General features: G+C 63.6%; 20 protein-coding genes. 14 read left to right on the forward strand and 6 right to left on the reverse strand.

The window, feature by feature from the left end:
- Positions 1-34 precede the first annotated feature (34 nt).
- From IPL75_20485 to IPL75_20510, 6 genes are read left to right on the forward strand one after another with little or no spacing between them, the layout of a single operon-like run.
- Positions 35-1,483: a CoA-acylating methylmalonate-semialdehyde dehydrogenase gene (locus IPL75_20485; protein ID MBK9242571.1), complete on the forward strand. Its 1,449-nt coding sequence runs from the start codon at positions 35-37 to the stop codon at positions 1,481-1,483.
- A gap of 12 nt (positions 1,484-1,495) precedes the next feature.
- Positions 1,496-2,368 carry an acyltransferase gene (locus tag IPL75_20490; protein MBK9242572.1) on the forward strand — a complete coding sequence of 291 codons (873 nt, stop codon included), beginning with the start codon at positions 1,496-1,498 and terminating at the stop codon, positions 2,366-2,368.
- The gene (hydA, locus tag IPL75_20495; protein ID MBK9242573.1) at positions 2,365-3,738 is read left to right on the forward strand and encodes a dihydropyrimidinase; all 1,374 of its coding nucleotides are present in this window, start codon (positions 2,365-2,367) and stop codon (positions 3,736-3,738) included. Before IPL75_20490 ends, hydA begins: the two co-directional genes overlap by 4 nt.
- 19 nt (positions 3,739-3,757) lie before the next feature.
- Positions 3,758-5,065: an aminotransferase class III-fold pyridoxal phosphate-dependent enzyme gene (locus IPL75_20500; GenBank protein ID MBK9242574.1), complete on the forward strand. Its 1,308-nt coding sequence runs from the start codon at positions 3,758-3,760 to the stop codon at positions 5,063-5,065.
- A gap of 3 nt (positions 5,066-5,068) precedes the next feature.
- Positions 5,069-5,911 (forward strand): hypothetical protein, encoded by an 843-nt coding sequence (locus tag IPL75_20505; protein MBK9242575.1) that lies wholly within the window; start codon positions 5,069-5,071, stop codon positions 5,909-5,911.
- Positions 5,908-7,149, forward strand: a complete 1,242-nt coding sequence (locus IPL75_20510; protein ID MBK9242576.1) for a PQQ-dependent sugar dehydrogenase — start codon at positions 5,908-5,910, stop codon at positions 7,147-7,149. The genes IPL75_20505 and IPL75_20510 overlap by 4 nt, the downstream gene beginning before the upstream one ends.
- Positions 7,150-7,161: 12 nt before the next feature.
- On the opposite strand, the gene IPL75_20515 is transcribed toward IPL75_20510, so the two are convergent.
- Positions 7,162-8,391 carry a hypothetical protein gene (locus IPL75_20515; GenBank protein MBK9242577.1) on the reverse strand — a complete coding sequence of 410 codons (1,230 nt, stop codon included), beginning with the start codon at positions 8,389-8,391 and terminating at the stop codon, positions 7,162-7,164.
- Positions 8,392-8,415: 24 nt separating this feature from the next.
- On the opposite strand from IPL75_20515, the gene IPL75_20520 reads away from it, so the two are divergent.
- The 4 genes from IPL75_20520 to IPL75_20535 all read left to right on the forward strand — a co-directional run bounded on the left by IPL75_20520 (position 8,416) and on the right by IPL75_20535 (position 12,309).
- Positions 8,416-9,513 carry a nucleotidyltransferase family protein gene (locus IPL75_20520; protein MBK9242578.1) on the forward strand — a complete coding sequence of 366 codons (1,098 nt, stop codon included), beginning with the start codon at positions 8,416-8,418 and terminating at the stop codon, positions 9,511-9,513.
- A gap of 143 nt (positions 9,514-9,656) precedes the next feature.
- Positions 9,657-10,793: a tetratricopeptide repeat protein gene (locus tag IPL75_20525; protein MBK9242579.1), complete on the forward strand. Its 1,137-nt coding sequence runs from the start codon at positions 9,657-9,659 to the stop codon at positions 10,791-10,793.
- Entirely contained in the window at positions 10,790-12,010 is a 1,221-nt protein-coding gene (locus IPL75_20530; protein ID MBK9242580.1) for a hypothetical protein, read from the forward strand. Before IPL75_20525 ends, IPL75_20530 begins: the two co-directional genes overlap by 4 nt.
- 20 nt (positions 12,011-12,030) lie before the next feature.
- The gene (locus tag IPL75_20535) at positions 12,031-12,309 is read left to right on the forward strand and encodes a PqqD family protein (GenBank protein ID MBK9242581.1); all 279 of its coding nucleotides are present in this window, start codon (positions 12,031-12,033) and stop codon (positions 12,307-12,309) included.
- On the opposite strand, the gene IPL75_20540 is transcribed toward IPL75_20535, so the two are convergent.
- Together IPL75_20540 and asnB are read right to left on the reverse strand one after the other, a co-directional pair.
- On the reverse strand, positions 12,282-13,034 hold the full coding sequence (locus IPL75_20540; protein ID MBK9242582.1) for a glycosyltransferase family 2 protein: 753 nt from the start codon (positions 13,032-13,034) through the stop codon (positions 12,282-12,284). The two genes, IPL75_20535 and IPL75_20540, sit on opposite strands and share 28 nt — an antisense overlap.
- Complete coding sequence (gene asnB / locus IPL75_20545) at positions 13,031-14,746, reverse strand: asparagine synthase (glutamine-hydrolyzing) (GenBank protein MBK9242583.1); 1,716 nt, start codon at positions 14,744-14,746, stop codon at positions 13,031-13,033. The genes IPL75_20540 and asnB overlap by 4 nt, the downstream gene beginning before the upstream one ends.
- Positions 14,747-14,773: 27 nt before the next feature.
- On the opposite strand from asnB, the gene IPL75_20550 reads away from it, so the two are divergent.
- The 3 genes from IPL75_20550 to IPL75_20560 all read left to right on the forward strand — a co-directional run bounded on the left by IPL75_20550 (position 14,774) and on the right by IPL75_20560 (position 17,069).
- Complete coding sequence (locus tag IPL75_20550; protein MBK9242584.1) at positions 14,774-15,055, forward strand: PqqD family protein; 282 nt, start codon at positions 14,774-14,776, stop codon at positions 15,053-15,055.
- On the forward strand, positions 15,052-15,999 hold the full coding sequence (locus IPL75_20555) for a hypothetical protein (protein ID MBK9242585.1): 948 nt from the start codon (positions 15,052-15,054) through the stop codon (positions 15,997-15,999). Before IPL75_20550 ends, IPL75_20555 begins: the two co-directional genes overlap by 4 nt.
- 380 nt (positions 16,000-16,379) lie before the next feature.
- On the forward strand, positions 16,380-17,069 hold the full coding sequence (locus IPL75_20560; protein MBK9242586.1) for a glycosyltransferase family 4 protein: 690 nt from the start codon (positions 16,380-16,382) through the stop codon (positions 17,067-17,069).
- On the opposite strand, the gene IPL75_20565 is transcribed toward IPL75_20560, so the two are convergent.
- From IPL75_20565 to IPL75_20575, 3 genes are all read right to left on the reverse strand, one after another.
- Positions 17,053-17,700, reverse strand: coding sequence for a peptidylprolyl isomerase (locus IPL75_20565; protein MBK9242587.1), 648 nt, complete (start codon positions 17,698-17,700; stop codon positions 17,053-17,055). The genes IPL75_20560 and IPL75_20565 overlap by 17 nt on opposite strands.
- A gap of 67 nt (positions 17,701-17,767) precedes the next feature.
- Positions 17,768-19,582: a DUF885 domain-containing protein gene (locus IPL75_20570; GenBank protein ID MBK9242588.1), complete on the reverse strand. Its 1,815-nt coding sequence runs from the start codon at positions 19,580-19,582 to the stop codon at positions 17,768-17,770.
- 32 nt (positions 19,583-19,614) lie between these two features.
- A complete protein-coding gene (locus IPL75_20575) occupies positions 19,615-20,937 on the reverse strand; it encodes a pyridoxal-phosphate dependent enzyme (protein MBK9242589.1) in 1,323 nt (440 codons plus the stop codon).
- A gap of 92 nt (positions 20,938-21,029) precedes the next feature.
- Between IPL75_20575 and IPL75_20580 the strand changes: the two genes are divergently transcribed.
- Complete coding sequence (locus tag IPL75_20580; protein MBK9242590.1) at positions 21,030-22,316, forward strand: M20/M25/M40 family metallo-hydrolase; 1,287 nt, start codon at positions 21,030-21,032, stop codon at positions 22,314-22,316.
- Positions 22,317-22,351 lie beyond the last annotated feature (35 nt).

Raw genomic sequence — 22,351 nt, forward strand, 5'->3', positions numbered from 1 at the left:
TGGCGAGGGCCAGTATACGGCGTAGACTCGGCGCATGCAGGCTCCACCGCTCTCGAATTTCATCGGCGGCCGTTGGGTTCCCTCCACCGGCACGCGTACGATTGACGTCCACAATCCCGCCACCGGGCAGACCATTGCGCGGACGCCGCTCTCGGTTGGCGCCGATGTGGACGCGGCCGTGGCGGCCGCAACCGCTGCGTTCCCAGGATGGAGCGAAACGCCGCCGGTGGTGCGCGCACGCACCATGTTCACCTTCAAGGCGCTGCTCGAGGCTCACGCGGAAGAAATCGCGCGCATCGTGACCACCGAACACGGCAAGACGCTGGATGAGTCGCGCGGCAGTGTGCGCCGTGCCATCGAATGTGTGGAGGTGGCCTGCGGCGCGCCATCGATGTTGATGGGGGACGCACTCGAAAACGTCGGATCGGGCATCGACTGCACGTCGATGCGACAACCGATTGGCGTGTGCGCGGCGATCGCGCCGTTCAATTTCCCGGCGATGGTGCCGCTGTGGTTCCTGCCGTTTGCGGTGGTGTCGGGCAACACGTTTGTGTTGAAACCCTCGGAGCAGGTGCCCCTGTCCCAGAAGAAGATGTTCGAGTTGCTGGAACAGTGCGACCTGCCGCCAGGCGTGGTCAACCTCGTGCATGGTGGGCGCGAGGTGTCGGAAGCCATCTGCGACCATCCAGGCATTCGCGCGGTGTCGTTTGTGGGATCGACGGCTGTGGCACGCGCCGTCTATCAGCGCGCCACTCACGCCGGCAAACGCGTGCAGGCGCTCGGCGGCGCCAAAAACTTCATCGTCGTCATGCCCGATGCCGATCTCGACCGGTCCATTCCGATCATCAGCGAGTCGTTCTACGGGTGCGCGGGCGAGCGCTGCCTCGCGGGCAGCATCCTGGTGCCGGTGGGTCCGGTGCATGCCGAGGCGCGCGACCGGCTGGTGGAATCGGCCCGCACCATGAAGGTGGGTGACGGCATGGAGGCCGGCGTGGATATGGGTCCGGTGATCAGTGCGGCCCATCGCGATCGCGTGCTGGGATATGTGGAACGCGGCGCCTCAGAAGGCGCGCAGTTGGCGCTTGATGGACGCGCGCGGACGTTGCCGAGGGAGGGCTACTTCGTGGGGCCGTCGGTGTTCGACGCGGTCACGCCGGCCATGACCATCGGGCACGAGGAGATCTTCGGACCCGTCGCCGCCATCTGCCCCGTGGAACGCCTGGACGATGTGTTCACGCTGATGCAGGCGCATCCCAACGCAAACGCTACATCCATCTTTACGTCGAGTGGCAAGGCCGCGCGCGAGTTCGCGCATCGGGCCACGGCGTCAATGGTCGGGGTCAACATCGGTGTGGCTGCGCCCATGGCCTATTTCCCGTTCGGCGGCGCGCGCGATAGCTTCTTCGGGGATCTCAAGGTCCACGGACGAGACGCGTTCGAGTTTTATACGGACAAGAAAGTCACGATCAGCCGCTGGTTCTAGACGGAGGTAGCGATGCCACGCAAGGTTCTTGGGGGCCTGATTCAGGCCGCCTCACCACTGACAGACCCGTCGTTGCCGATTGACCGCATCCGGCAGGCGTCGATCGACGCGCACGTGCCGTTCATCGAAGAGGCCGGCAAGCAAGGCGTCCAGATCCTGGGGCTGCAGGAGATCTTCAACGGTCCGTACTTCTGCCCCTCACAGGACGCGCACTGGTACGACATTGCCGAGTCGGTGCCCGGACCCACCACCGAGTTGATGGGGCGCTTCGCGAAGCAGTACGGCATGGCGATGGTGGTGCCCGTCTACGAGCGGGAACAGGCCGGCGTCTACTACAACACCGCAGCGGTCTACGACAACGACGGCACCTATCTCGGCAAGTACCGCAAGAACCACATCCCGCACACGTCAGGCTTCTGGGAGAAGTACTTTTTCAAGCCGGGCAATCTGGGCTATCCGGTATTCCAGACACGGCACGCGAAGGTCGGCGTCTACATCTGCTACGACCGGCATTTTCCCGAGGGCGCGCGGCTCCTTGGTCTCAACGGCGCCGAGGTGGTGTTTAACCCCTCGGCCACCGTCGCCGGGCTTTCGCAGTATCTGTGGAAACTCGAACAGCCGGCGCATGCCGTGGCCAACGGGTACTTCGTGGCGGCCTCCAACCGCGTCGGCACCGAAGGACCGTGGAACATCGGGCAGTTCTACGGCTCGTCGTACTTCGTTGACCCGCGCGGGCAGTTCCTGGCCATGGGGTCGGAAGACAAAAGCGAACTGGTCACGGCTGAGATGGACCTCGACATGATCGAAGAGGTGCGCCGCACCTGGCAGTTCTTCCGCGATCGACGGCCCGAGACCTACGCGCCGCTGGCGGAGCAGAAGTCATGAGCATTCTCATCACGGGCGGCCGCATCATCACGGCCACCGACGACTACGTCGGCGACATCTTCATCGAAGACGATCGGATCACGGCCATCGGCACGGCGCTGCCGATGACGGCCGACCGCACGATAGACGCACGCGGCAAACTCGTCTTCCCGGGCGGCATCGACGTCCACACGCACCTCGACATGCCATTTGGCGGGTCGACGTCAGCTGACGACTTTGAGACGGGAACCATCGCAGCGGCCTTTGGGGGCACCACGTCGATTGTGGACTTCGCCATCCAGTACCGGGGCCAGACGCTGCACCACGCCTGGGACACCTGGATGAAAAAGGCCGAAGGCAAGGCGGCCATCGACTACGGCTTCCACATGATCATGACCGAGCTCAACGATCAGGTGGAACTCGAGATGGACGCGCTGGTGCGCCAGGGCGTGACGTCGTTCAAGCTCTTCATGGCGTACCCCGGGGTGTTCATGCTCGACGATGCGAGCATTTTCAAGGCGATGCTGCGCACGGGCAAAAACGGCGGGACCATCTGCATGCACGCGGAAAACGGCGGCGTCATTGACGTGCTGGTGCAGCGGGCGCTGGCCGAAGGCAAGACGGCGCCGAAGTATCACGCGCTGACGCGCCCGGCCCGGGCCGAAGGCGAAGCCACCCACCGGGCCATCGCGCTGGCGGAAATGGCCGACGTGCCTGTCTACATCGTGCACTTGTCAGCCGCCGAAGCCCTGGAGATGGTCACCGAGGCCCGCGACCGCGGTCTGCCGGCATTTGCCGAGACATGCCCGCAATACCTCTTCTTGTCCTACGACAACTACGAGGAGCCCGGGTTTGAGGGCGCCAAGTACGTGATGAGCCCGCCGCTGAGGAAGAAAGAGACACAGGACAGGCTCTGGCGCGGGCTGGCGGGCAACGACCTGCAGGCGATCGCCACGGACCACTGTCCGTTCTGCATGAAAGAGAAACATCTGGGCGACGGAGACTTCTCGAAGATTCCCAACGGCGCGCCGGGGATTGAAACGCGAATGAGCCTGGTCTACGACGGGGGTGTGCGGACCGGGAAGATCTCGCTGAACCGCTTCGTCGAGCTCACCTCCACGTCGCCGGCAAAGATCTTCGGACTGTTTCCGCGCAAGGGCACTGTGGCGCCTGGTTCAGATGCCGACCTCGTGATCTTCGATCCAGAAAAGAAGATGACGCTCAGGGCCAGGACCCTGCATATGAACGTGGACTACAACCCGTATGAGGGGCGCGAGGTGACCGGCGTGACCGAGACCGTCCTGTCGCGCGGCCGCGTCATCATCGAGGGCGGCCAATTCGTGGGCCGCGCCGGCGCCGGCGCCTTCATCAAACGTACCGAGCGCAAGTGAATCAGCGACGAGCTCATTTATGACCAGCAAAGAGATGATCGAGCTTTCCAAGCGCCACACCATCTTCGAATGGTCGGCTCAAGGGGCCATGGACCCCATCCCCGTCGCGCGCGCCAGCGGCGTCTATTTCTACACCCCCGACGGCAAACGCTTCATCGACTTCAACAGCCAGTTGATGTGCGTGAACATCGGCCACGGCGACGCGCGAGTGGTCAAGGCGATCGAAGCCCAGCTCGCCGTGCTCCCCTACGCCAACCCGTTCATGGCCACCGAATCACGGGCACACCTCGGCGCGAAATTGGCGAGCCTGACGCCCGGAGACATCGACTGCTTCTTCTTCACCAACGGCGGCGCCGAGGCGAACGAAAACGCGATCAAGATCGCGCGCGCCTTCACCGGCCGCCAGAAGATCCTGGCGCGCTACCGCTCGTACCACGGCGGCACCGCCGGGGCCATCGCCGTCACCGGCGATCCCCGACGCTGGACCGAGCCTCCCCTGCCGGGCATCGTCCACGTCCTGCACCCGTACCACGGGATCGAACGAGGCTGGGACTCGGCAGCAGAAGCGCTTGCCTACCTCGAGGAAGTCATCCAGCTCGAAGGACCGAAACAAATCGCCGCATTCATTCTCGAACCGATCACAGGCACAAATGGCATCCTGATTCCGCCAGACGGCTACCTGGAAGGCGTCCGCGCCATCTGCGACAAGTACGGAATCCTCATGATCTGCGACGAGGTGATGTCGGGCTTCGGCCGCACCGGCGCCTGGTTCGCCGTGGACCATTGGAAGGTCGTGCCCGATCTGATGACGATGGCGAAGGGGTTGACCAGTGCGTATGTGCCGCTCGGCGCTGTCGGCTTGCGGAGGCACATCGCCGACCACTTTAAGGACAAAGTGTTTCCGAGTGGCCTGACCTACAACAGCCACCCGCTGGGATGCGCGGCTGCGTTGGCCACACTTGCGGTGTACGAAGAGGACGGGCTCATCGCCCGCGCGAAGGAACGTGGTGTCCTGTTGCGGTCACTGCTCGAGGACCTGGCAGCCAAGCACCCCTCGGTCGGCGCCATTCGCTCCATTGGCCTCTTCGGCATCGTCGAACTCGTGCGCGACAGGGCGAAGAAGGTGCCGTTGGCGCCGTTCGCAGGATCGTCGCCAGAGATGGCGGCGCTTGGCCGCTTCTTCAGAGACGAGGGGCTCTACACGTTTGTGCGATGGAACTCGTTCTTCACGAATCCACCCCTGACGATCACTGAGGACGAATTGCGCGAGGGTTTCGCGATCATCGATCGTGGTCTGGCGATCACGGATGGTGCAGTGCAAGACTAGGGCATGCGACTCCTGAGCGTCGTTGTGGCGCTGGTGGCGGCGCTTCCTGGCCTCGCGATGGCACAACCGCCTGGCGCACCCCGGGTTGAAGTTGGCGTGCAGGCATCCGTGCAGAACGGACAAGCGGGGGCCGTGACCTGGTCGCCACGCCTGACGCTCTCGCTTGCGCCCCTGACGGCGGTCGAAGGATCGGCCGACTTCAGAAACGCGAACACCGATCCGTTCGGGACGCGGATCTCGAGCCAGGCATACACCGTGCACTGGAGGCAGACCCTGTTTACCTCCGGACGCTGGAGGGTGTTTGGCGTACTCGGGGTTGGCGGCAGCCGGCGGGTCATGGTGTTTCCAGAGCAGATCATCAACGGCCGTGATGGGCCGGAGATCTTTCCGCCGCATACATATGTTGACCGGGGCCTGGCCGTGCAACTTGGACCGGCCGTGCAGTTCGAAGCCGCGCCGTGGCTGGCCCTGCGCGGCGATCTGCGCCTCGACGCGGGCGACAACGGCGGACTGCGAGGCATGCTGGGTGCGGTGGTTCCGGTAGGGCGCTATCGTCGCGATGTGCCATTGGCCGAAGGCCGTGACAGCCTGAAGAACGGGATCATCATTGGAGCCTCGACGGGGGCACTGGGAGGCGGAGCGCTCTTCACGTGGGCGGCGAACGCCATTTGCGAAAGTGACCCGTGCAGTTCATTCGAGGGGGTCGCGTTCCTCTTTGGCGCAGCCAGTGGAGCGGCGGTCGGGGGCCTCCTGGGCGCGATGATAGATTCCGTCATTCCAGGAAAGCAGAAGGTGATCGTGTCCGCAGCAAGAAAGGCGGTCCACCTGACGGTCGCCTGGCCATGAGAGCGGCCGGAGTGGTGATCGCCGCCGCCGCACTGCTCGGGTCGGGGATTGTCATCGGCAGGTATTTCCACCCTTCGACGTGGCTCTCGACTCCGGCGCCTGCCCTCCCAGTCACGCCGCCGCAGGGCATGCGGCCGCCCGTCCCATCCACGCGGATCCTTGATACTTCCCGGCTGCCGATCTTCCTGACCACCGTGCCGATCGCGGGCACCGGACGGTTTACCGCGAGCGAGGACCTTCCAGGCGGCGCGGTGGCGCGGGTGGAACAGTCGCTTCTCGTGATGGACCGTGTCGGCCAGGTCTTCGTCTTTGAAAACACAGCCCTGCGGCCGATGGACTACGACGCGCCGCCGGCGATCGCCAAGGCGCTGTATCTCGCGTACGACGAAAGTCGCGGCACGATCTACGTCAGTCACCTTGCGCGCCCGGTGCCTTCCGAAGGCGTGCGCTTCACCATTGCCTCTCTTGCGATTGACAAGACCACACTGGCCAGGCAGGGTCAGTGGCAGACCGTATTCGAGACCGGCAACTTGTCCGAAGATGCCGCAAGGCGCGGCGGCACGGGCGGCAAAATGGTGGTGACCCGAGAGCGCCTCTACTTCAGTGTCGGCGACTTCAGCGTCGGCCAGATTCCGGTGAGCCCGTTTGATTTCGCGGCGCAGGATCCGTCGTCGCCATTCGGAAAAATTTTCGACCATGACCTGACCACGAAGGCGACTACGGTCAGGAGTTCCGGTCACCGGAATCCGCAGGGGCTTGTGTGGACAACCGCCGGCACGTTCATGAGCACGGAGCACGGCCCTGAAGGTGGCGATGAGTTGAACGTTCTCGTCGCTGGAGGCAACTACGGCTGGCCGTACCGGACCCACGGCGTGGGTTACGGCACATTTGAATGGCCCGCCATGCCTCACGCGACGGCACGATTCATCGAGCCCATTTTTGCGTGGGTGCCTTCACCCGCGATCTCAGCAGTGATTGAAGTGGCAGGGTTTCACGACCGGTGGAATGGCGATCTGCTGGTCGGTTCTCTCAAGGCGCGGACGCTCTTCAGGCTCAAAGTCGCAAACAGCCGCGTGCTGTACTCGGAAGGCATTCAGATCGGCTCGCGGATACGGGATCTGGTCCAGATGCCGAATCAGATCGCGCTGATTACCGACGACCCGGCGTTGGTGCTCATCAGTGTGGACGAGGAGCGCCTGAAGCAAAACGCCAGATTGCCTGAAACCGGTCGGCGGTGAGCGTCAAGGAGCTCAGGTGCGTGCCAGGTCGATGTAGTTCGTCACGAGCAACCCAGTCAGCACAATGAACATCATGAGGGCGAGTGGGCGTCGCTCCATCAGCACGTCCTGCACTTCAGGTTGAACCACCCAGAACGCGATGCAGAACGCCGCCGGAAACAGCAGGCCGAAGTCAAAGAGGTACGGGTGGATTGATACTGCCTGCGGAAACACGACGATCCAGAGGAGGGCCATCGACCAGCAGAAGAACAGCTGCCGGAACATGCGTACGGCAAGGGACCTGGAGAGCGCGAACGTGCCGGCTGCGACGAGAGGCGCCGCTGCGATTAACGGATAGAGACGCCAATCTCTGCCACCTGCGTCATACGGGTTGATGACGGATTGAAACATGTCCGTGAAGTACTGCGTGCCGCCATCGAGACCCGCCCTGAAAAAGACGCTGCTCCCCACGCCCTGCCAGCCGCCGATCCACAACATCACGTAGGGAACGCCAATGCCGAGGGCGATGACGAGGCCGAAGATGAGTCCTTGTGAACGCCAGCGCTCCCACTGCAATCCTGCGAACCTGGACCCGCCCAGGGGCGTGGCGAGAAAGGCGAGCGTGATGAACAGGCAGGCGGCGTACATCGGCGCCACCAATGCGACACCCACTGCGGTGAGGAATCCGGCCCGGCCGAGCGGCCTCCGGTGAAAATCAAGGACGCTGATGTAGGCCACACCGATGGCCGCCAGGTACCGATGCTGGTCCTCCGGGTTCCCGATGATGGAGGCCACCCATAGCGACGGAAGGGTCGCCACGACGCTGAAGCCGAGGACAACCAGCGGGGCCCAGATGGCCCAGGTCGCCCAGAGGTCGGTCGACCCGTCGCGCCGCGACAACGACACTGCGGCGGACACCATCCACAACATGACGCCGAACGTGAAAAAGGCGAGCACGTTCTGCGCGGTCGCATAGGGCACGCCGAACCACGTGAGCGGCTTCATGAGCACATACGCCAGCCCCAGCCAGGCCTGGGTCAGGTGCTGGTAGGCGCGGCCCTGGGGCAGATCCTCCGGGACGACAAACGACAGACCAAGATGGCGTGAGACCGGCGCGCTATCCCAATAGGCAAACGTGATCGGCAGCATCACGTACTCGCTGGGAGACGTCAGGGCCTGCCTCATCCGGCCCAGTTGCAGACCGAGCCCCGCTGATAAGAGACACGCGATCAGGACGAGTGCCGGAACCGTGGCGCGCTTCACGCCGAAAGCTTATAGGATACCGGCGTGCCGCCCCAACAGTCGCCGCGCACAGACTGGCGGCCCGACGCGCTACAGGAACTTCTGCTGCTGGCGGCGCTTGGTGAGCCGCCTGCCTCCCACGCGGCCTGGCACGAATGGCATCGCACGGCCGACATCGACGGGCTCGACTGGGGCTCGCGGCGGTTGCTGCCGCTCGTCCATGACAATGTGGGTGAGCCACAGGATCCGGAAGTCTGGATCAGGAACCAACTCCTTTTCCAGGACACCGCTGCGCTCATCCGGCTCCTGCAGCAGGCTGGCATCGAAGTGCTGGTGCTCAAGGGCGTTCCCCTGGCCCTGCTCTACTACCGGGATGCCGCGCTCCGGCCGATGGCCGACGTCGACCTGCTCGTACGGCCCCAGGATGCCCCGCGCGCAATCGGCATCATGACTGCGGCCGGGTGGACATCTCCGTATTTTTCTCCCGAACGCTTGATCCCATTCGGGCGCACGGTCGACTTCCGCAATGCCAACGGCACCGTCTGCGATTTGCACTGGCGGACCTTCCGTCAGGGCATTGATCAGGAAGATGACGATCTGTGGGAACGGGCAATCTCACTCGACGTCGCGGGAATAGCCACGCGCACACTCGAGGCTGCCGACCAATTGCTGCTCGTCTGCGCCCACGGCTCTGAGTGGAACGCCATGCCATCGTTCCGGTGGGTCGCGGATGCCGCGATGCTCATCCGCGCGGGGGTGGACTGGCAACACGTGGTTGAGCGGACGCGGCAGCGACGCTTGATGCTGCCGATGGCCGATACGCTGCCGTACCTTCAGCGCTTCACGACGGTGCCGAATGACGTCGTGGAGACGATCGGACGGATGCCGGCGACGCGGCTTGAGCGCCTGGCGTATCGGGCGCGGACCGGCCCGAATATGGCACTGCATTCACTCTTGCTTGTTAGGTTCTGGGCTCGATGCTGGCGGCGCCTGTCCGATCGCCGCTTCGGAGGCAAGCTGCTGGCGTTCCTGCGTTCCCTGCAGTCGCTGTGGAAGGTAGAGCACCTGTGGCAGACGCCGTTTCGATTGCTCTACAAGTGCCTGCAGGTGTCTGGCCGGATGATCTTCCGGCCCTCAGCCTGACATCTGTGAGAGTTGACGCATGTTGCCATGGCGGGTGATCCGAGGCTTGCTCCAGACCTTCGCCGCCTTGTTCCCCGCACCCGAAGCGGTGCCGGCTTTTGGTTTGTTTGGCTTGCCGGCGGGTTTCATAAAATAATCCTAGCATGCGAGGTTTGATCAGCACCTGTCTCATCGTGCGGAACGAAGAACAGCTGCTGGCCAACTGCCTCATCAGCGCGGCGCCATTCTCCGATGAACTGGTGGTGGTGGACACCGGGTCCACGGATCGAACACCAGATATCGCGCGCTCGTTTGGCGCTCGGGTGATCCGGACACCCTGGACGAATTATCGCAAGGCGCGCAACACGTACATTGAGGCCGCGCAGTGCCGGTGGATTCTTGTGCTTGACGCCGACGAGACCATCGCGGTCCGTGACCATGAAGCGATCGTGCGCCTTGCAAGGAGCCGGACGCGAATCGGCTATCGTCTTCCGGTCCGGAACTACACCGTCGAACACGACCTCATGTGGCGTTGGTTCCCCAACGACCGCAGCTACCCTGCCGAAGAACGACGTTCACAGTGCCCCGGCTGGATGAAGACCACCGCATTGCGCCTCTTCCGGAACCTGCCTGGGGTTCGCTACCAGGATGGCCCGACGCCGCATCCGACGCCGCTCGGTTCCCTGCAGCGGCTCAAGGGCCGGATCGAGGATCGCGAAGATGTCACGATCCATCACTTTCAGTACTTGAAGGGCGGCGCCAAGTTCGTTGCGGGCAAACAGCTCGATCGCCTGGGGGGGGAACAAGCGCACCTGAAGCGCTATCCACAACAGCCGTATCCCTACCTCAACGTCGCCCGTGTACTGTTCGCTCAAGGACGTGACGCGGAAGCGCTCAGACTGCTCAAACGCGCCGTCAAGATCGATGAGCACTTTCATGATGCGTGGCAGCTCTACGGAATGATCGACTTCGAGAACGGGCGCTATGCGTCCGCGGCGCGCGCGCTTCGCAACGCCACCGAAATCAACCCAGGCTCTTCCGACGCCTGGGCCCTGCTTGGCATGGTGCTGGCCGAAGCCGGCGAGCCTGACGAGGCACTGGCCGCGTTGCAGACTGCGCTCGGTCTGCACCCCGGCCATTTGCTTGCGAACAACTCGCTCGGCGTCCTCTACGAGGACCTCGGACACCACTCGAAGGCGGTGCGCCAGTTTCGGAAGGCCGTGCGCCTCCACCCGGGATTCAAGCCCGCGGCGGCAAACCTGCGTCGCCTGGAGCGCGCCCGCACGAAGGCGAAGGCGTGACATTGCGCCGCCTCGCCGGCGGTGTGCTCCGGCGCCTCGGCTGGATGCGGTCTGGCACCAGGCCACCACCGCGGATCCGCGCCTCTGACCGCCTGCGCGATGTCCCGACCAGGGTGACCGTTCGCGACGACCGCACACTCATGGTCAACGGCCAGCCGTTTTTCCCCAACGGCCTCTATTACGCCAGAGACGAGATTGCGGACACGAGCGGTGACAGTCTTCGTGCCCTGCGTGACATGGGTTTCAACTGCGTTTTCGTCGATGGCGATATCGAGTCGGCTCGTGACCTCGACCGCATCCATCGTGCCGGCCTGTACGTCTGGTGCCGGCCACCGGGGCGGCTCTCTGGCCAATTCGACCAGCTGAAGGCGTTCGTCGCCAGGTTCGGCCCGCACCCCGCCCTGCTGTTCTGGGAGATGGACGATGAGCCGGTGCTGAATCACGTGTCGTGGGAGGAAACGAACAAGGGTTGCGAGCTCGTGCGGGCGATCGATCCGTTTCATCCGATTCTCTGCAACCAGTGGTTCTCCACGCTGGCCGAGGAGCAGGACATGCGCGAGTGGGGCCGCCTGGCTGACGTGTATGGGTTCAGCTGCTACCCAGTCCCAACGACGCGATGGGGCAGCCGGATGCAACTGGTAGAGTCGGGCTGGCCGCACTCGATAGCCGTGGTCGGCAGACAAACGGAATGCTGGCGCTCCTACGCCCCGGGCAAGCCCATCCTGCCGGTGCTGCAGGCCTGGGCGTGGAACTGCATCGAGGATGGTGACGCGGCCTACCCGTCACTTCACGAAGCGCGATTCATGGTGTACCACGCGGTGATTGCCGGCGCGAATGGCCTGCATCACTACGGTGCGGTGAACCCGATGCGACCGAATCTGGCGTGCGGCATTCCACCGGTGCTGCACGAGGATCTGGACCGCACCCATGCGGATTTCGAGAGGGCCAGGTGGCACAACCGGATCTTCTGGACGTACTATTCAGCAGTGGTTGGCGAGATCGCGCGCATGAGCGCGGTCTTTACCGCGCGCGACAGTGATTGGCGACCCGAGGGGCTGCCTCCGTCGATCGAATGCCGGGTGAAGCGCCATGAAGGGGCGAATGTACTCCTGGTAGTGAACGCGTCGGCCGCTCCGGTAGCGTTGCAGCTGCCGGCGATCGCTGACGAGGTCATCGAACCCTTCGGTGTTCGGGTTTATTCGGGAGGGCCAGAGTGATACCGGCAAAACACCGACACGTGAAATGGAAAAAGACCGGCCCAACCGGCGTCCTTCTGAACCTGATGACCGGTGAGTACTACGAACTGGACGGCCCCGCGCTCGCGATCTGGAAGGCGATTGATGGTCGGACACCCGTGGCGGGAATCGTGAAGAAGCTCGCGACCGCGTATGGGGCGTCGCCCACAGCCGTCGCCAAAGACGTGACCGCGTTCCTGGCGACGCTGCGGAAACGAAAGCTGACCACCCTATCCGTACGGAGGCCGGACCTTCAGGTCCGGCGTGGCTGCCGGGTCTGAAGACCCGGCCTCCGAAGTGCGTCAACTCCGTACCGACGCCGAATCGCTTCATCGCGGATCTTGCCGACGTCGCGATGCCAGTTCGGGTCGGTCTGCGTCAGGCTCTGTGGATGACGACGCCAGAGGTAGTAGACTTCGCCGCGCAGATACTTGAACCGGGCGACTTCGGCGAGCTTCATCCACAGGCTCCAGTCATCCACGGAGTACACCGACTCGTCGTAGCCGCCCACCTGACGGACCAGCGCCGTCCGGCTCATGGACCCGGCGTGATTGATCGGATTCTCAATCAGGTCCCACGCATCGCCCGCGTTCTTGCCATGCACCATCGGCGGGCGGACCACCCGGTTCTTCCCGTCCGTCATCAGCTCCAGCACCGCGCCGTACACCACCCCAATCTGCGGATGTGTGTCCAGATAGCCGCTGAGGCGCCGCAGGGCGCCAGGCAGGAGCAGGTCATCGGCATCGCAGGGCGTCACGTATCGGCCGCGAGCGAGCGACAGAAGCCGATTCCTGGCGGCTCCGGCGCCACGGTTCGTTTCATTCCGAAATAGCCGAACGTTCTCGTGCTTTGCGTACTTCCGCAGCTGCCGCCAGGTCGCATCACGCGAGCCGTCATCAACAATCAGAAGTTCGAAGGAATCAAAGTCCTGGGCCAGAACGCTCTCGACTGCCTCGTTGATGAACGCCGCAGCGTTGTACGCCGGCATCGCCACGGTGACCTTCATCCGCCCCACCTCCGCTGCCAGCTCTCGAACATGAACAGTGTCCAGAACCTGTATCCGTGCAACCGCTCAAGCCGTTCGTGTTCGCGCTGCATGCGTTGCAGGACGGCGACGTCGAACAGCCCGCGGCCACGCAGCGAAGCGCTGAACACTGTGTCGTAGACCATGTCACGCCACGGCCCCTTCTCCCACAGCCAGAGATCCATTGGGATGCTGAACCCCTTCTTTGGCCGCGAGATGACCTCACGCGGCAGCACGTCTTTCATGACCTCTCGCAACAGATACTTCCGCACTCCGCCGCGGACCTTCAGATGATCCGGAAGTTGCAGGGCGAAAGTGGCGAGCTGGTGGTTGAGAAACGGGACGCGCAGTTCCAGCGAGTGCATCATCGAGACGCGGTCGGATTTCTGCAGAATGTCCGACGGCAGGTACGTGCGCAAATCCGCAAGGAGCGAACGCTTGAGGTGCGAAAGCCCTTGCCCCGTCGGCAGGGAGCCCGCCGGCCGCCTCCAGCGGGAGGCGTACAACTGATCGCGTTCCTCCCGGGTGAAGACCATCCGCGCCGGGTGGTCATCGGAGTGGGCGGCCCCATGCCACGGGTAACCGCCGAACAGCTCGTCGGCGCCTTCACCCGACAACGCCGTCTTCACGACCCGGCTCGCCGCCTGGCACACCGCGTACATCGGGATGGACGACGAGTCCGCGAACGGTTCGTCGAAGTGCTCGACAAGTTCGTGTGCGATGGCGGTGGCCTTGGACTTCGTCACCAGCACCTCGTGGTGCCGCGTACCAAAGCGCTTTGCGACCAGGCGAGCCCAGCGCCCCTCATCGAAGTCGCCCTCACGAAAGGCGGCGGAAAACGTGTGCAGGCGGGTTCCGCTCGCGCGCGCCGCCATCGCGGTCACGGTGCTCGAGTCCAGGCCACCGCTCAACAACACGCCGACTGGAACATCGCTTCTCAGGCTGATCCGCACACTCCGTTCGATTTCTTTGAGAAGCCCGGCCTCCTGGTCGCCGATCGGCGGGCGCCTCACCATTTCTGGCGCAGGATTCCAGTAGCAGGTCTGTTTCACACGACCGCGCCTCACGGCCAGCATGTGACCCGGCGGGACCTTCTGCACGCTCCTGAACACCGTTCGGGGCTCAGACAACGCAAGAGATCCGAAGTAACCGTCGATTGCGGTGCGGTCCAGCGTGCGATCCAGGTCGCGGGACTGGAGCAACGCCTTCAATTCAGACGCAAACATGAACGCAGACCGGTCGTGGCAGTAGTACAGCGGCTTCACACCGAAGCGATCGCGGGCGAGATACAACGTCTGGGCGGCCTCGTCCCAGATCGCGATGGCAAACATCCCTTCGAGCCGCAGGAAGGCGGCCTCGCCCTCTGCCGCAAACAGGTGCAGGATGACCTCGGTGTCGCTGCGGGAGGTGAACTGGCGCCCCGCCGCCTCAAGTTCGCTGCGCAGTTCGACGTAGTTGTAGATCTCGCTGTTGGACACGAGACGCAACGGGCGCGGGCCACCCATCGTCATCGGCTGCGCGCCGCCTGCGGCGTCGATGATCGACAGGCGCCGATGCCCCAGGCCCACCGCGCCTTCAAAATAGAAGCGCTCATCGTCAGGTCCGCGATGAGCGAGGGTGCGCGTCATGCGCCTCACGAGGCCGCGGTCCACCGGCGTCGCGTCGAACTTCAACTGGCCGCTGATACCGCACATAAAAACGCGTGCTAGGATTCTACCGTGATGAGCAGCCCGCTCGGCCGTGTGCCGGCCAGAGGCGAGAGCGTTCAGTGGCGTGAGTTCGGCTCGGAGGCCATCCTGCTCGACCCGGTCACTGGCCAGTTTGCACAAGTCAACACCTCAGGCGTGGCCATCTGGGCCCGCATCGACGGGCGTCGTACGGTTGAGGAGATTGCACGGCAGGTGGCCACGGAGTTTGAGGTGGACCAGGCCGATGTTGTCGCCGACGTCCAGGCCTTCATCGATGAATTGATCGACAAACAACTGCTGACCCTGGCGTCATGATCGACGCCTTTCGCATTGCCGGCGTAGACGTTCACGTCGAGACCGACGACCGCGCACTCCGGGCACTTGTCCTGACGCATTGGAAGCCGTTTGCCGTTGCTGCCAGCCGGAATCGCAGGCCGCACGCCGTGTTCCGCTTCACCGACCGTGGCGGTCCTGCCCTGCCGCGCCTGAAACAGTGGGCGGGCTTCTCGAACGATCACGTCATCTTCCTCACCGACGGGAAGCGCTACCTCCTGACGGGTTATTGCTACGACCACCCGTGGCAGTTCGACTGCCGATCGCTCCCGGCGTGGGACGCGGACTTCGTCTACTACTACGTGTTCGAGCCGGTCCTGCTCGACGTGCTCAAACGTTGTGGCGTGCTTGCGTGGCACTGCGCGGCTGTCGAGCGGGGCGGTTTTGCGGCGTTGCTGCCGGGCGTCTCCGGCAGTGGAAAGTCAACGACAACACTGAACCTGCTCTCGTGCGGCTTCCGCTTCATCGCCGACGATGCGGCGTTCTTGAGGGTGAAGGGGCAGGCGCTGGAGGTGCTGGGACTCGACACAAGCGTCTACGTCACCGACCGAACGTTGCGGCTGCTGCCGGAGTGGCGGCCTTCGGTGACGGCCGGCCGGCACCGAAAAGGCCGGCAATGGAAATACCAGGTTGACCTCTCCGATCGGCGATCAAAGCGCCGCACGCCGGCCGTGGCGAAGTACCTGTTGTTCCCGAAGGTCTCCGGCGGCACGGCGACGCGACTTGAGAAGCTCAAGCCGGCTGATGCCCTGCTTGAGTGTCTGAAACAAACGCCGAAGGAGTTTCCCTCGTCGGTGCTCGGGCCGGCGGCCGTCGAGGCACAATTCGAAATCTACTCACTGCTCGTGCGGTCGGCCACTACCTATCGGGTGCACCTGGGCTCGGATCAGGTTGGCGTTCGAGCCGCGCTGTCGCGCCTCCAATGAGTGTCCCTATCCTGTTCGAGATTCATCCCGCCAGCTTCGGCGGGACTGAGCGCTTTCTTGCCCGGGTGCTTCCGCGGCTGGACCGGCGCCGGTTCACTCCGATCGCGGTTGCCCCGAAGGCGGGCGGGCCACTTGCGCACCTCGCGGCGCTGGGGCTTCCGACCGTAGTTGCCGAGCCCTACTTCTCGAAGAAGGGCATCCAGGTGCTGGCGGACATTATCCAGAGGCATCGCATCGGCCTCGTGCAGTCCAACTACTACGCCTCACATCTGGCGATGGCGGCGAATCTAGCCGGAGTTCCGCATGTCTGGCGCCTTGGCGGCCACGTCGGGGTCGGCAGCGGCGCGCGCACCAACGCTGACGAGAAGCTGACACTTGAAATGATCCAGCTGCTCTCCGGAGCGATCGTCTGCAACTCGCAGTTCATCCGCAGGCAGTTTGGCCGGGCCGTACCGATGGCCCAGGTCATCCACAACGGCGTCGAGTTGGTGCCCCGGCGCCGCAGGCGCAACACCAGAGGCCCATTCCGGGTGGGCATGATCGCGCACTTCACCGCCCAGAAACGGCACGAAGACTTCATTGAGGCGGCGGCCGCGATTGCCGCGATGCGCAGCGACGTGACGTTCACCATCCTCGGCCGTGAGCATTCACACGCCGAGAGCCGCCACTACACAGCTCGAATTCGGCGCCTGACCCGGACAGTGCCGCGCATGACCGTGGACGATTTTTCCGAGGGCAACGCCGCTCGAGACTTTGATGTGCTCGTGCTGCCGTCGATCGGCGAGAGCCTGAGCAACGCCATCCTCGAGGCCATGGCTGCAGGTGTTCCGGTCATTGCCGCCCGTTCCGGTGGCAACGCCGAACTGGTTCGGCATCGGGTGACAGGTCTTCTCGTGCCACCGCAGCAACCGCAGGCACTGGCCAGGGCAGTGCTGGCCCTGCTGGACGATTCACCAACCAGGATCGCGATGGGAGAAGCGGCTCGTGCCGATGCGCGCGAGCGATTCTCGCTTCGTGCCTGCGTGGAAAAATACGAAGCCGTCTATCGGTCGCTTACGGCCGGATCGTGATTTTCTTGATCACCTGTCGCGTCACGGGCTGGCTCATGTCGCCATCTTCACCCATCGTCGTCGGCGTATTGGCGATTGCATCAACGACGTCGAGTCCCGCAGTGACCTTGCCGAAGATCACGTAGTCGGGCTGCAGCGGATAGTTGTCGTGCATGATGAAGAACTGGCTGCCATTGGTGTCCCGGCCACTGTTCGCCATCGCGACAATTCCCCGGCGGTAGCCGTTTTTGTAGAGCTCGGAGTCGGGTGCGATTTCGTCCGGAAAAGACCCGCCCCACGCGCTCTGGCCGCCTTTGCCATTGCCGAGAGGGTCTCCACCTTGAAGCATGAAACCTTTCAGCACGCGGTGAAAGATAAGGCCGTCGTAGTAACCGTGTTCGGCCAGGAGGCGGAAATTCTCCACCGCTTTCGGAGCGTCCGTTTCGAAGAACTCAATCTCGATCGCGCCTGAGCCCGTCTCGATGACCGCGTGTTTTCCGCCTGTGCTCTTGGCACCGGCAGGCACCCGCGGATTGCCGACCGGCGGCGGAGGCGGCGGGCTGCATGCCGCCAGCAGCAGCAATACCCCGCACAAACAGACGCTCAGTCGACGCGATCCCCTCATCTTCGAGTTAGCCATAGCCTTAAACATTAACGTACGGATCACAGGAGGCACCGAGACTGGGAGGAAGATTCTGATGGAAGATCTGTGGCGTGGCTCAGTGGACCTTCGCGCGTTCGATCCACGACTTGACGCGAGTCTCGACCACGTCGAGGGGCACCGCTCCCGAGGCGAGGATCTCATCGTGGAAGCTCCGGATGTCGAAGGCTGTTCCGAGTTGTGCTTCCGCCGCCGTGCGGAGTTCGCGCAGCTTGATCTCGCCCATCTTGTAACCCAGCGCCTGGCCGGGCCACACGATGTAGCGGTCCACCTCGACGGTGATGTCCTGCTGGGTTTTTGCGGTGTTCTTGAGAAAGAAATCGATCGCTTGTTGCCTGGTCCATCCCATCGAGTGGAGTCCCGTGTCCACCACGAGCCTGACGGCTCGCCACATTTCGTAGGTGAGCTGGCCGAAGCGCGAATAGGGGTCTTTGTAGAAGCCCATCTGCTCGCCGAGGCGCTCGGCGTATAACGCCCATCCTTCCACGTAGGCGGTGTAGCTGGAGTGCTTGCGGAACTCCGGCAAGCCGGTCAGTTCCTGTGCGATGGCGATCTGCAGATGGTGGCCGGGCACGGCTTCGTGCAGCGTCAGCGCCTCCATCTCGTATTTCGGCCGCGCGTCGAGTTTGTACGTGTTCGCGAACATGTAACCCGGGCGGCCAGCGACCAGGGACCCGGGCTCGTAGTAGGCGGTGGTCTGCGACGGTGCCACGGCATCGGGGACGCGAATCACGCCGTAAGGTGTGCCGGGAAGCCGTCCGAACAACTTCGCCAACTCGGGGTCCGCACGCTTCGCCACATCCCGGTAGCCGCTGACCAGCGCGTTGGCATCGGTGTAGTAGAAGCGCCGGTCGGTTCGCAGGAAGCGCACGAAGTCGTCAAAGCGATCCGCGTAGCCGGCCTGCGCGATGACCTTCTCCATCTCGGCGCGGATGCGCGCAACCTCAGCGACGCCGATGTCGTGAATCTCCTTCGGCGTCTTCGCGGTCGTGGTGTGCCACTTCGCGTTGTATTGATACAGCGCATCGCCCCTTGGCAAGGCGTTGGCGCCAATCGAATCCCGGCATGCGGGAAGGTACTCGTCCACGAGGAACGCGTGCATCCGCCGAAACGCGACCGCTACTTGCTGGCGATACGCGGCGGTGGCCTGCTCTACGAGGCCCGGCCACTCGGATTCCGGCACACCTGACGGCCGGGTCACGAACGCGGCGAGCATCGGACTCGACAGCGGCTCGTCCACCACCTGCGCCAGGACCTGGCCGGGCAGGTCGCGCAGGACGATGCGAGGAGGCGTCATCTTCTCGACGATGCCCTGCCGCATGAGCGCGATCGTCTGGTCCACGACGGCCGGAATCCCGCGTAGGCGAGTGACGATGTTGGAAAGATCCGCGGACGATTGCGTGGGCATCAGGGCGATGGTGCGTGGGATGTCCTGCTGCATGCCCTCCATCTGGTTCATGGGCATCATCAGGTTGCGGGCGGTCACGCCCCTGATGGGAATCGCGTCATTCTGCAGGTCGAGCCCCTCGACGGCTGTTTCGAGCAGCTGCCGGTACAGGTCGTAGTTGAGCTGGTCGGCCTCACCAAGCGTGGCACGGTCAACGAACTTGATTCGTTCGAGGCTCTCGCGCACGTAGGTGGCGCGGGTGGCGATGGCGTCTGCGGAGTAGTCGGTCCAACGCCCCTCGCCGCCAGGGACGCCGAGACTTACGGCCACTTCCGGGTGCTGGGCCATCCAGTACTGCCAGTCGCGATCGAACTGGTCGTACATCGGCTGCGCCGGCGAACCGGAGGGAGTGGAGCCACATGCGGCGATCGAGACACCCACTGCCGCCACGACTATCAGACCGACCGCCACTCGAACTATCGTCATGAGTTCCTTCATGCCTCCATGTAAGGTAGGGCTTACCCCAGCGCCCGGACGATATCCGAGCGGGTGATGACATAGGTCTCATCGCTCTTGAAGTCGCGGACGAGCACGGCGGGGTTGTCTGCCGTGAGCATGGACGCCAGCGCGTCGATGCCGGTGGAAATATCGGCGAAGGGAAATGCCGACTGCATGATCGACGACACCGGTTGGGTGCGAATGGCGGGATCTTTCACCAGCGCACCATAGAGGCGGCCCTCGTTGATGGAACCGACCAGGCGGCCGGCCTGCATGACGGGGATTTGCGAAAAATCGTGCTCGGTCATCACATGCACCGCCTGGGCGACGGTGTCGGTGGTTTCAATGGACAGCATCGGCACTGTTTTCTTGGCTGTCACCAGATCGCGCGCGGTCAGGCCCGACTTGTCGAGGTAGCCCATCTTGCGCATCCAGTCGTTGTTGAACATCTTGCCGAGATAGCGGGTGCCGTGGTCGTGGAAGATGACCACCACGAGGTCGCCGGCCTTGAAGCGGGCCTTCATCTGTAACAGGCCCGCCATGGCGGAGCCGGCAGAGTTGCCGGCGAAGATGCCTTCCTCGCGCGAAATCCTGCGGGTCATCACCGCCGCATCCTTGTCGGTGACCTTTTCAAAGTGATCGATGACCGAAAAATCCACGTTCTGCGGCAGGAAGTCTTCGCCAATGCCCTCGGTCACGTACGGATAGATCTCGTTCTTGTCGAAAATGCCGGTCTCTTTGTACTTCTTGAACACCGAGCCGTAGGTGTCGATGCCGAGTATTTGGATCTTCGGGTTCTTCTCCTTCAGGTACCGACCAGCGCCGCAGATGGTGCCGCCAGTGCCGACGCCCGAGACCAGGTGAGTGATGCGGCCCTCGGTCTGATCCCAGATCTCGGGTCCGGTCTGCTCGTAGTGGGCTTGTGAGTTCGAGAGATTGTCGTACTGGTTGGCTTTCCAGGAATTCGGGGTGTCCCGTTCGAGGCGGGACGACACGGAGTAGTACGAGCGCGGATCCTCGGGTTCAACGTTGGTGGGGCACACGATGACCTCGGCGCCGAGCGCCTGCAGCGCATCGACCTTTTCCTTCGACTGCTTGTCGGTGGTGGTGAAAATGCACTTGTAGCCCTTGACCACGGCCGCAATCGCCAGGCCCATGCCGGTGTTGCCCGACGTGCCCTCGATGATGGTGCCGCCGGGCTTGAGCCGGCCGTCGCGTTCGGCGTCCTCGATCATCTTGAGGGCCATACGGTCCTTGATGGAGTTGCCGGGGTTGAACGTCTCGACCTTGGCCAGCACGGTGGCCGCAATGACACCTTTGGTGAGGGAGTTGATGCGGACCATCGGCGTGTGACCGATGGCCTCGAGGATGTTGTCGCAAATTTTCTTGGGCACAGCAGGCGTCCTTTACGCGCCTGATTCTATAATGCGTGGCGATGTCCCGAATGTTCTCTCTTGTCCTCGCCGGCGTGCTTTTGACCTCCTTCGGCCACATCCGGGCCGCCCAGACGCCATTCCCCACCAAGTTCTCGCCGGCCATCGCCGCCAGGGCCGACGTCAAACTGGCGCTGGCGTACATCGATCGCCGCTTCGACGCACAGGTGGAAGAGTGGATCCTGCTGACCGAGATCCCCGGCACCTCGGGACATGAACAGAAGCGCGCCGACTACGTGAAGGCGGAACTCCGCAAGCTCGATATGACGCCTGAGACCGATGAGGTCGGCAACGTCTGGGCCGTGCGCAAAGGCACCGGCGGCGGGCCGACGGTGGTGTTTGCCGCCCACATGGACACGGTGCATCCGCTCGATACGCCGCTCAAGGTGCGCCGCGAAGACAACGGCACGCTGCATGCGCCGGGCATCTTCGACAACACAGCCTCGATCGCCAGCCAGTTGCAGACCATGCGGGCGTTGCGCGACGCAAAGATCGAAACCAAAGGCGACATCATCTTCCTCTTCACCGTACAGGAGGAGGTCGGCCTGAAAGGGATGTATCACTGGGCCGAGAAACACCCGGGCCTCACTGACATGCTCGTTGGCGTCGATGGCGCGTTGGGCCCGGTCAACTACGGCGCGCTCGGCATCTACTGGTCGCGCATGAAGTTTTCCGGCGACGGCGCGCACACGCTGCAGTCACGCGACCAACCCAACACCGTTCGCGCGGCCGCGCAGTGCATCACCGACATTTACACCGTTCCCCTGCCGCCGGCCAACGACCCGATCCCGGCGATCTACAACGTGGGCGGCATGCTCTCGGGCGGCAACGTCGTGAACGCCATCCCGCAGGAAGTGACGTTTACCGTGGACCTGCGTACGGTCGATGCCGAGATGCTCCAGAAACTCGATGCGGCCATCGTGGACAAATGCGAGGCCGCGGGCAAGGCACACCGCGTGAAGTTTGTGCGGGAGTGGATTCAGAAGTCGGAGGCGGGTGGCCGGCCCGATCAGCTCACGGCCCAGCGCGCGCACCCACTGGTACAGACGGCAATTGATGTGTTGCGATTCCTGGATGTGCCCATGCCCGCTGGACGCGAGGCCATCCCCACCGGCTCCACCGACGCCAACGTCGGCGTCGTCCTCAAAATTCCCGCGATCTCGGTCGGGCGTTCCCGCGGCGGTGGCGGTCACACGCTCCAGGAATGGGCGCACATCGACTCGGCCAAGACCGGCGCCCAGCAACTGGTGCTGCTCGCGGTGTCGCTGGCGGAGCCGTCGGGGAAATAGGCTGGGTCGGCGGAGAAAACGACCTCAGAGGTCGT

The sequence above is a fragment of the Acidobacteriota bacterium genome (assembly GCA_016716905.1).
Classification (GTDB): Bacteria; Acidobacteriota; Vicinamibacteria; order Vicinamibacterales; family SCN-69-37; genus SYFT01.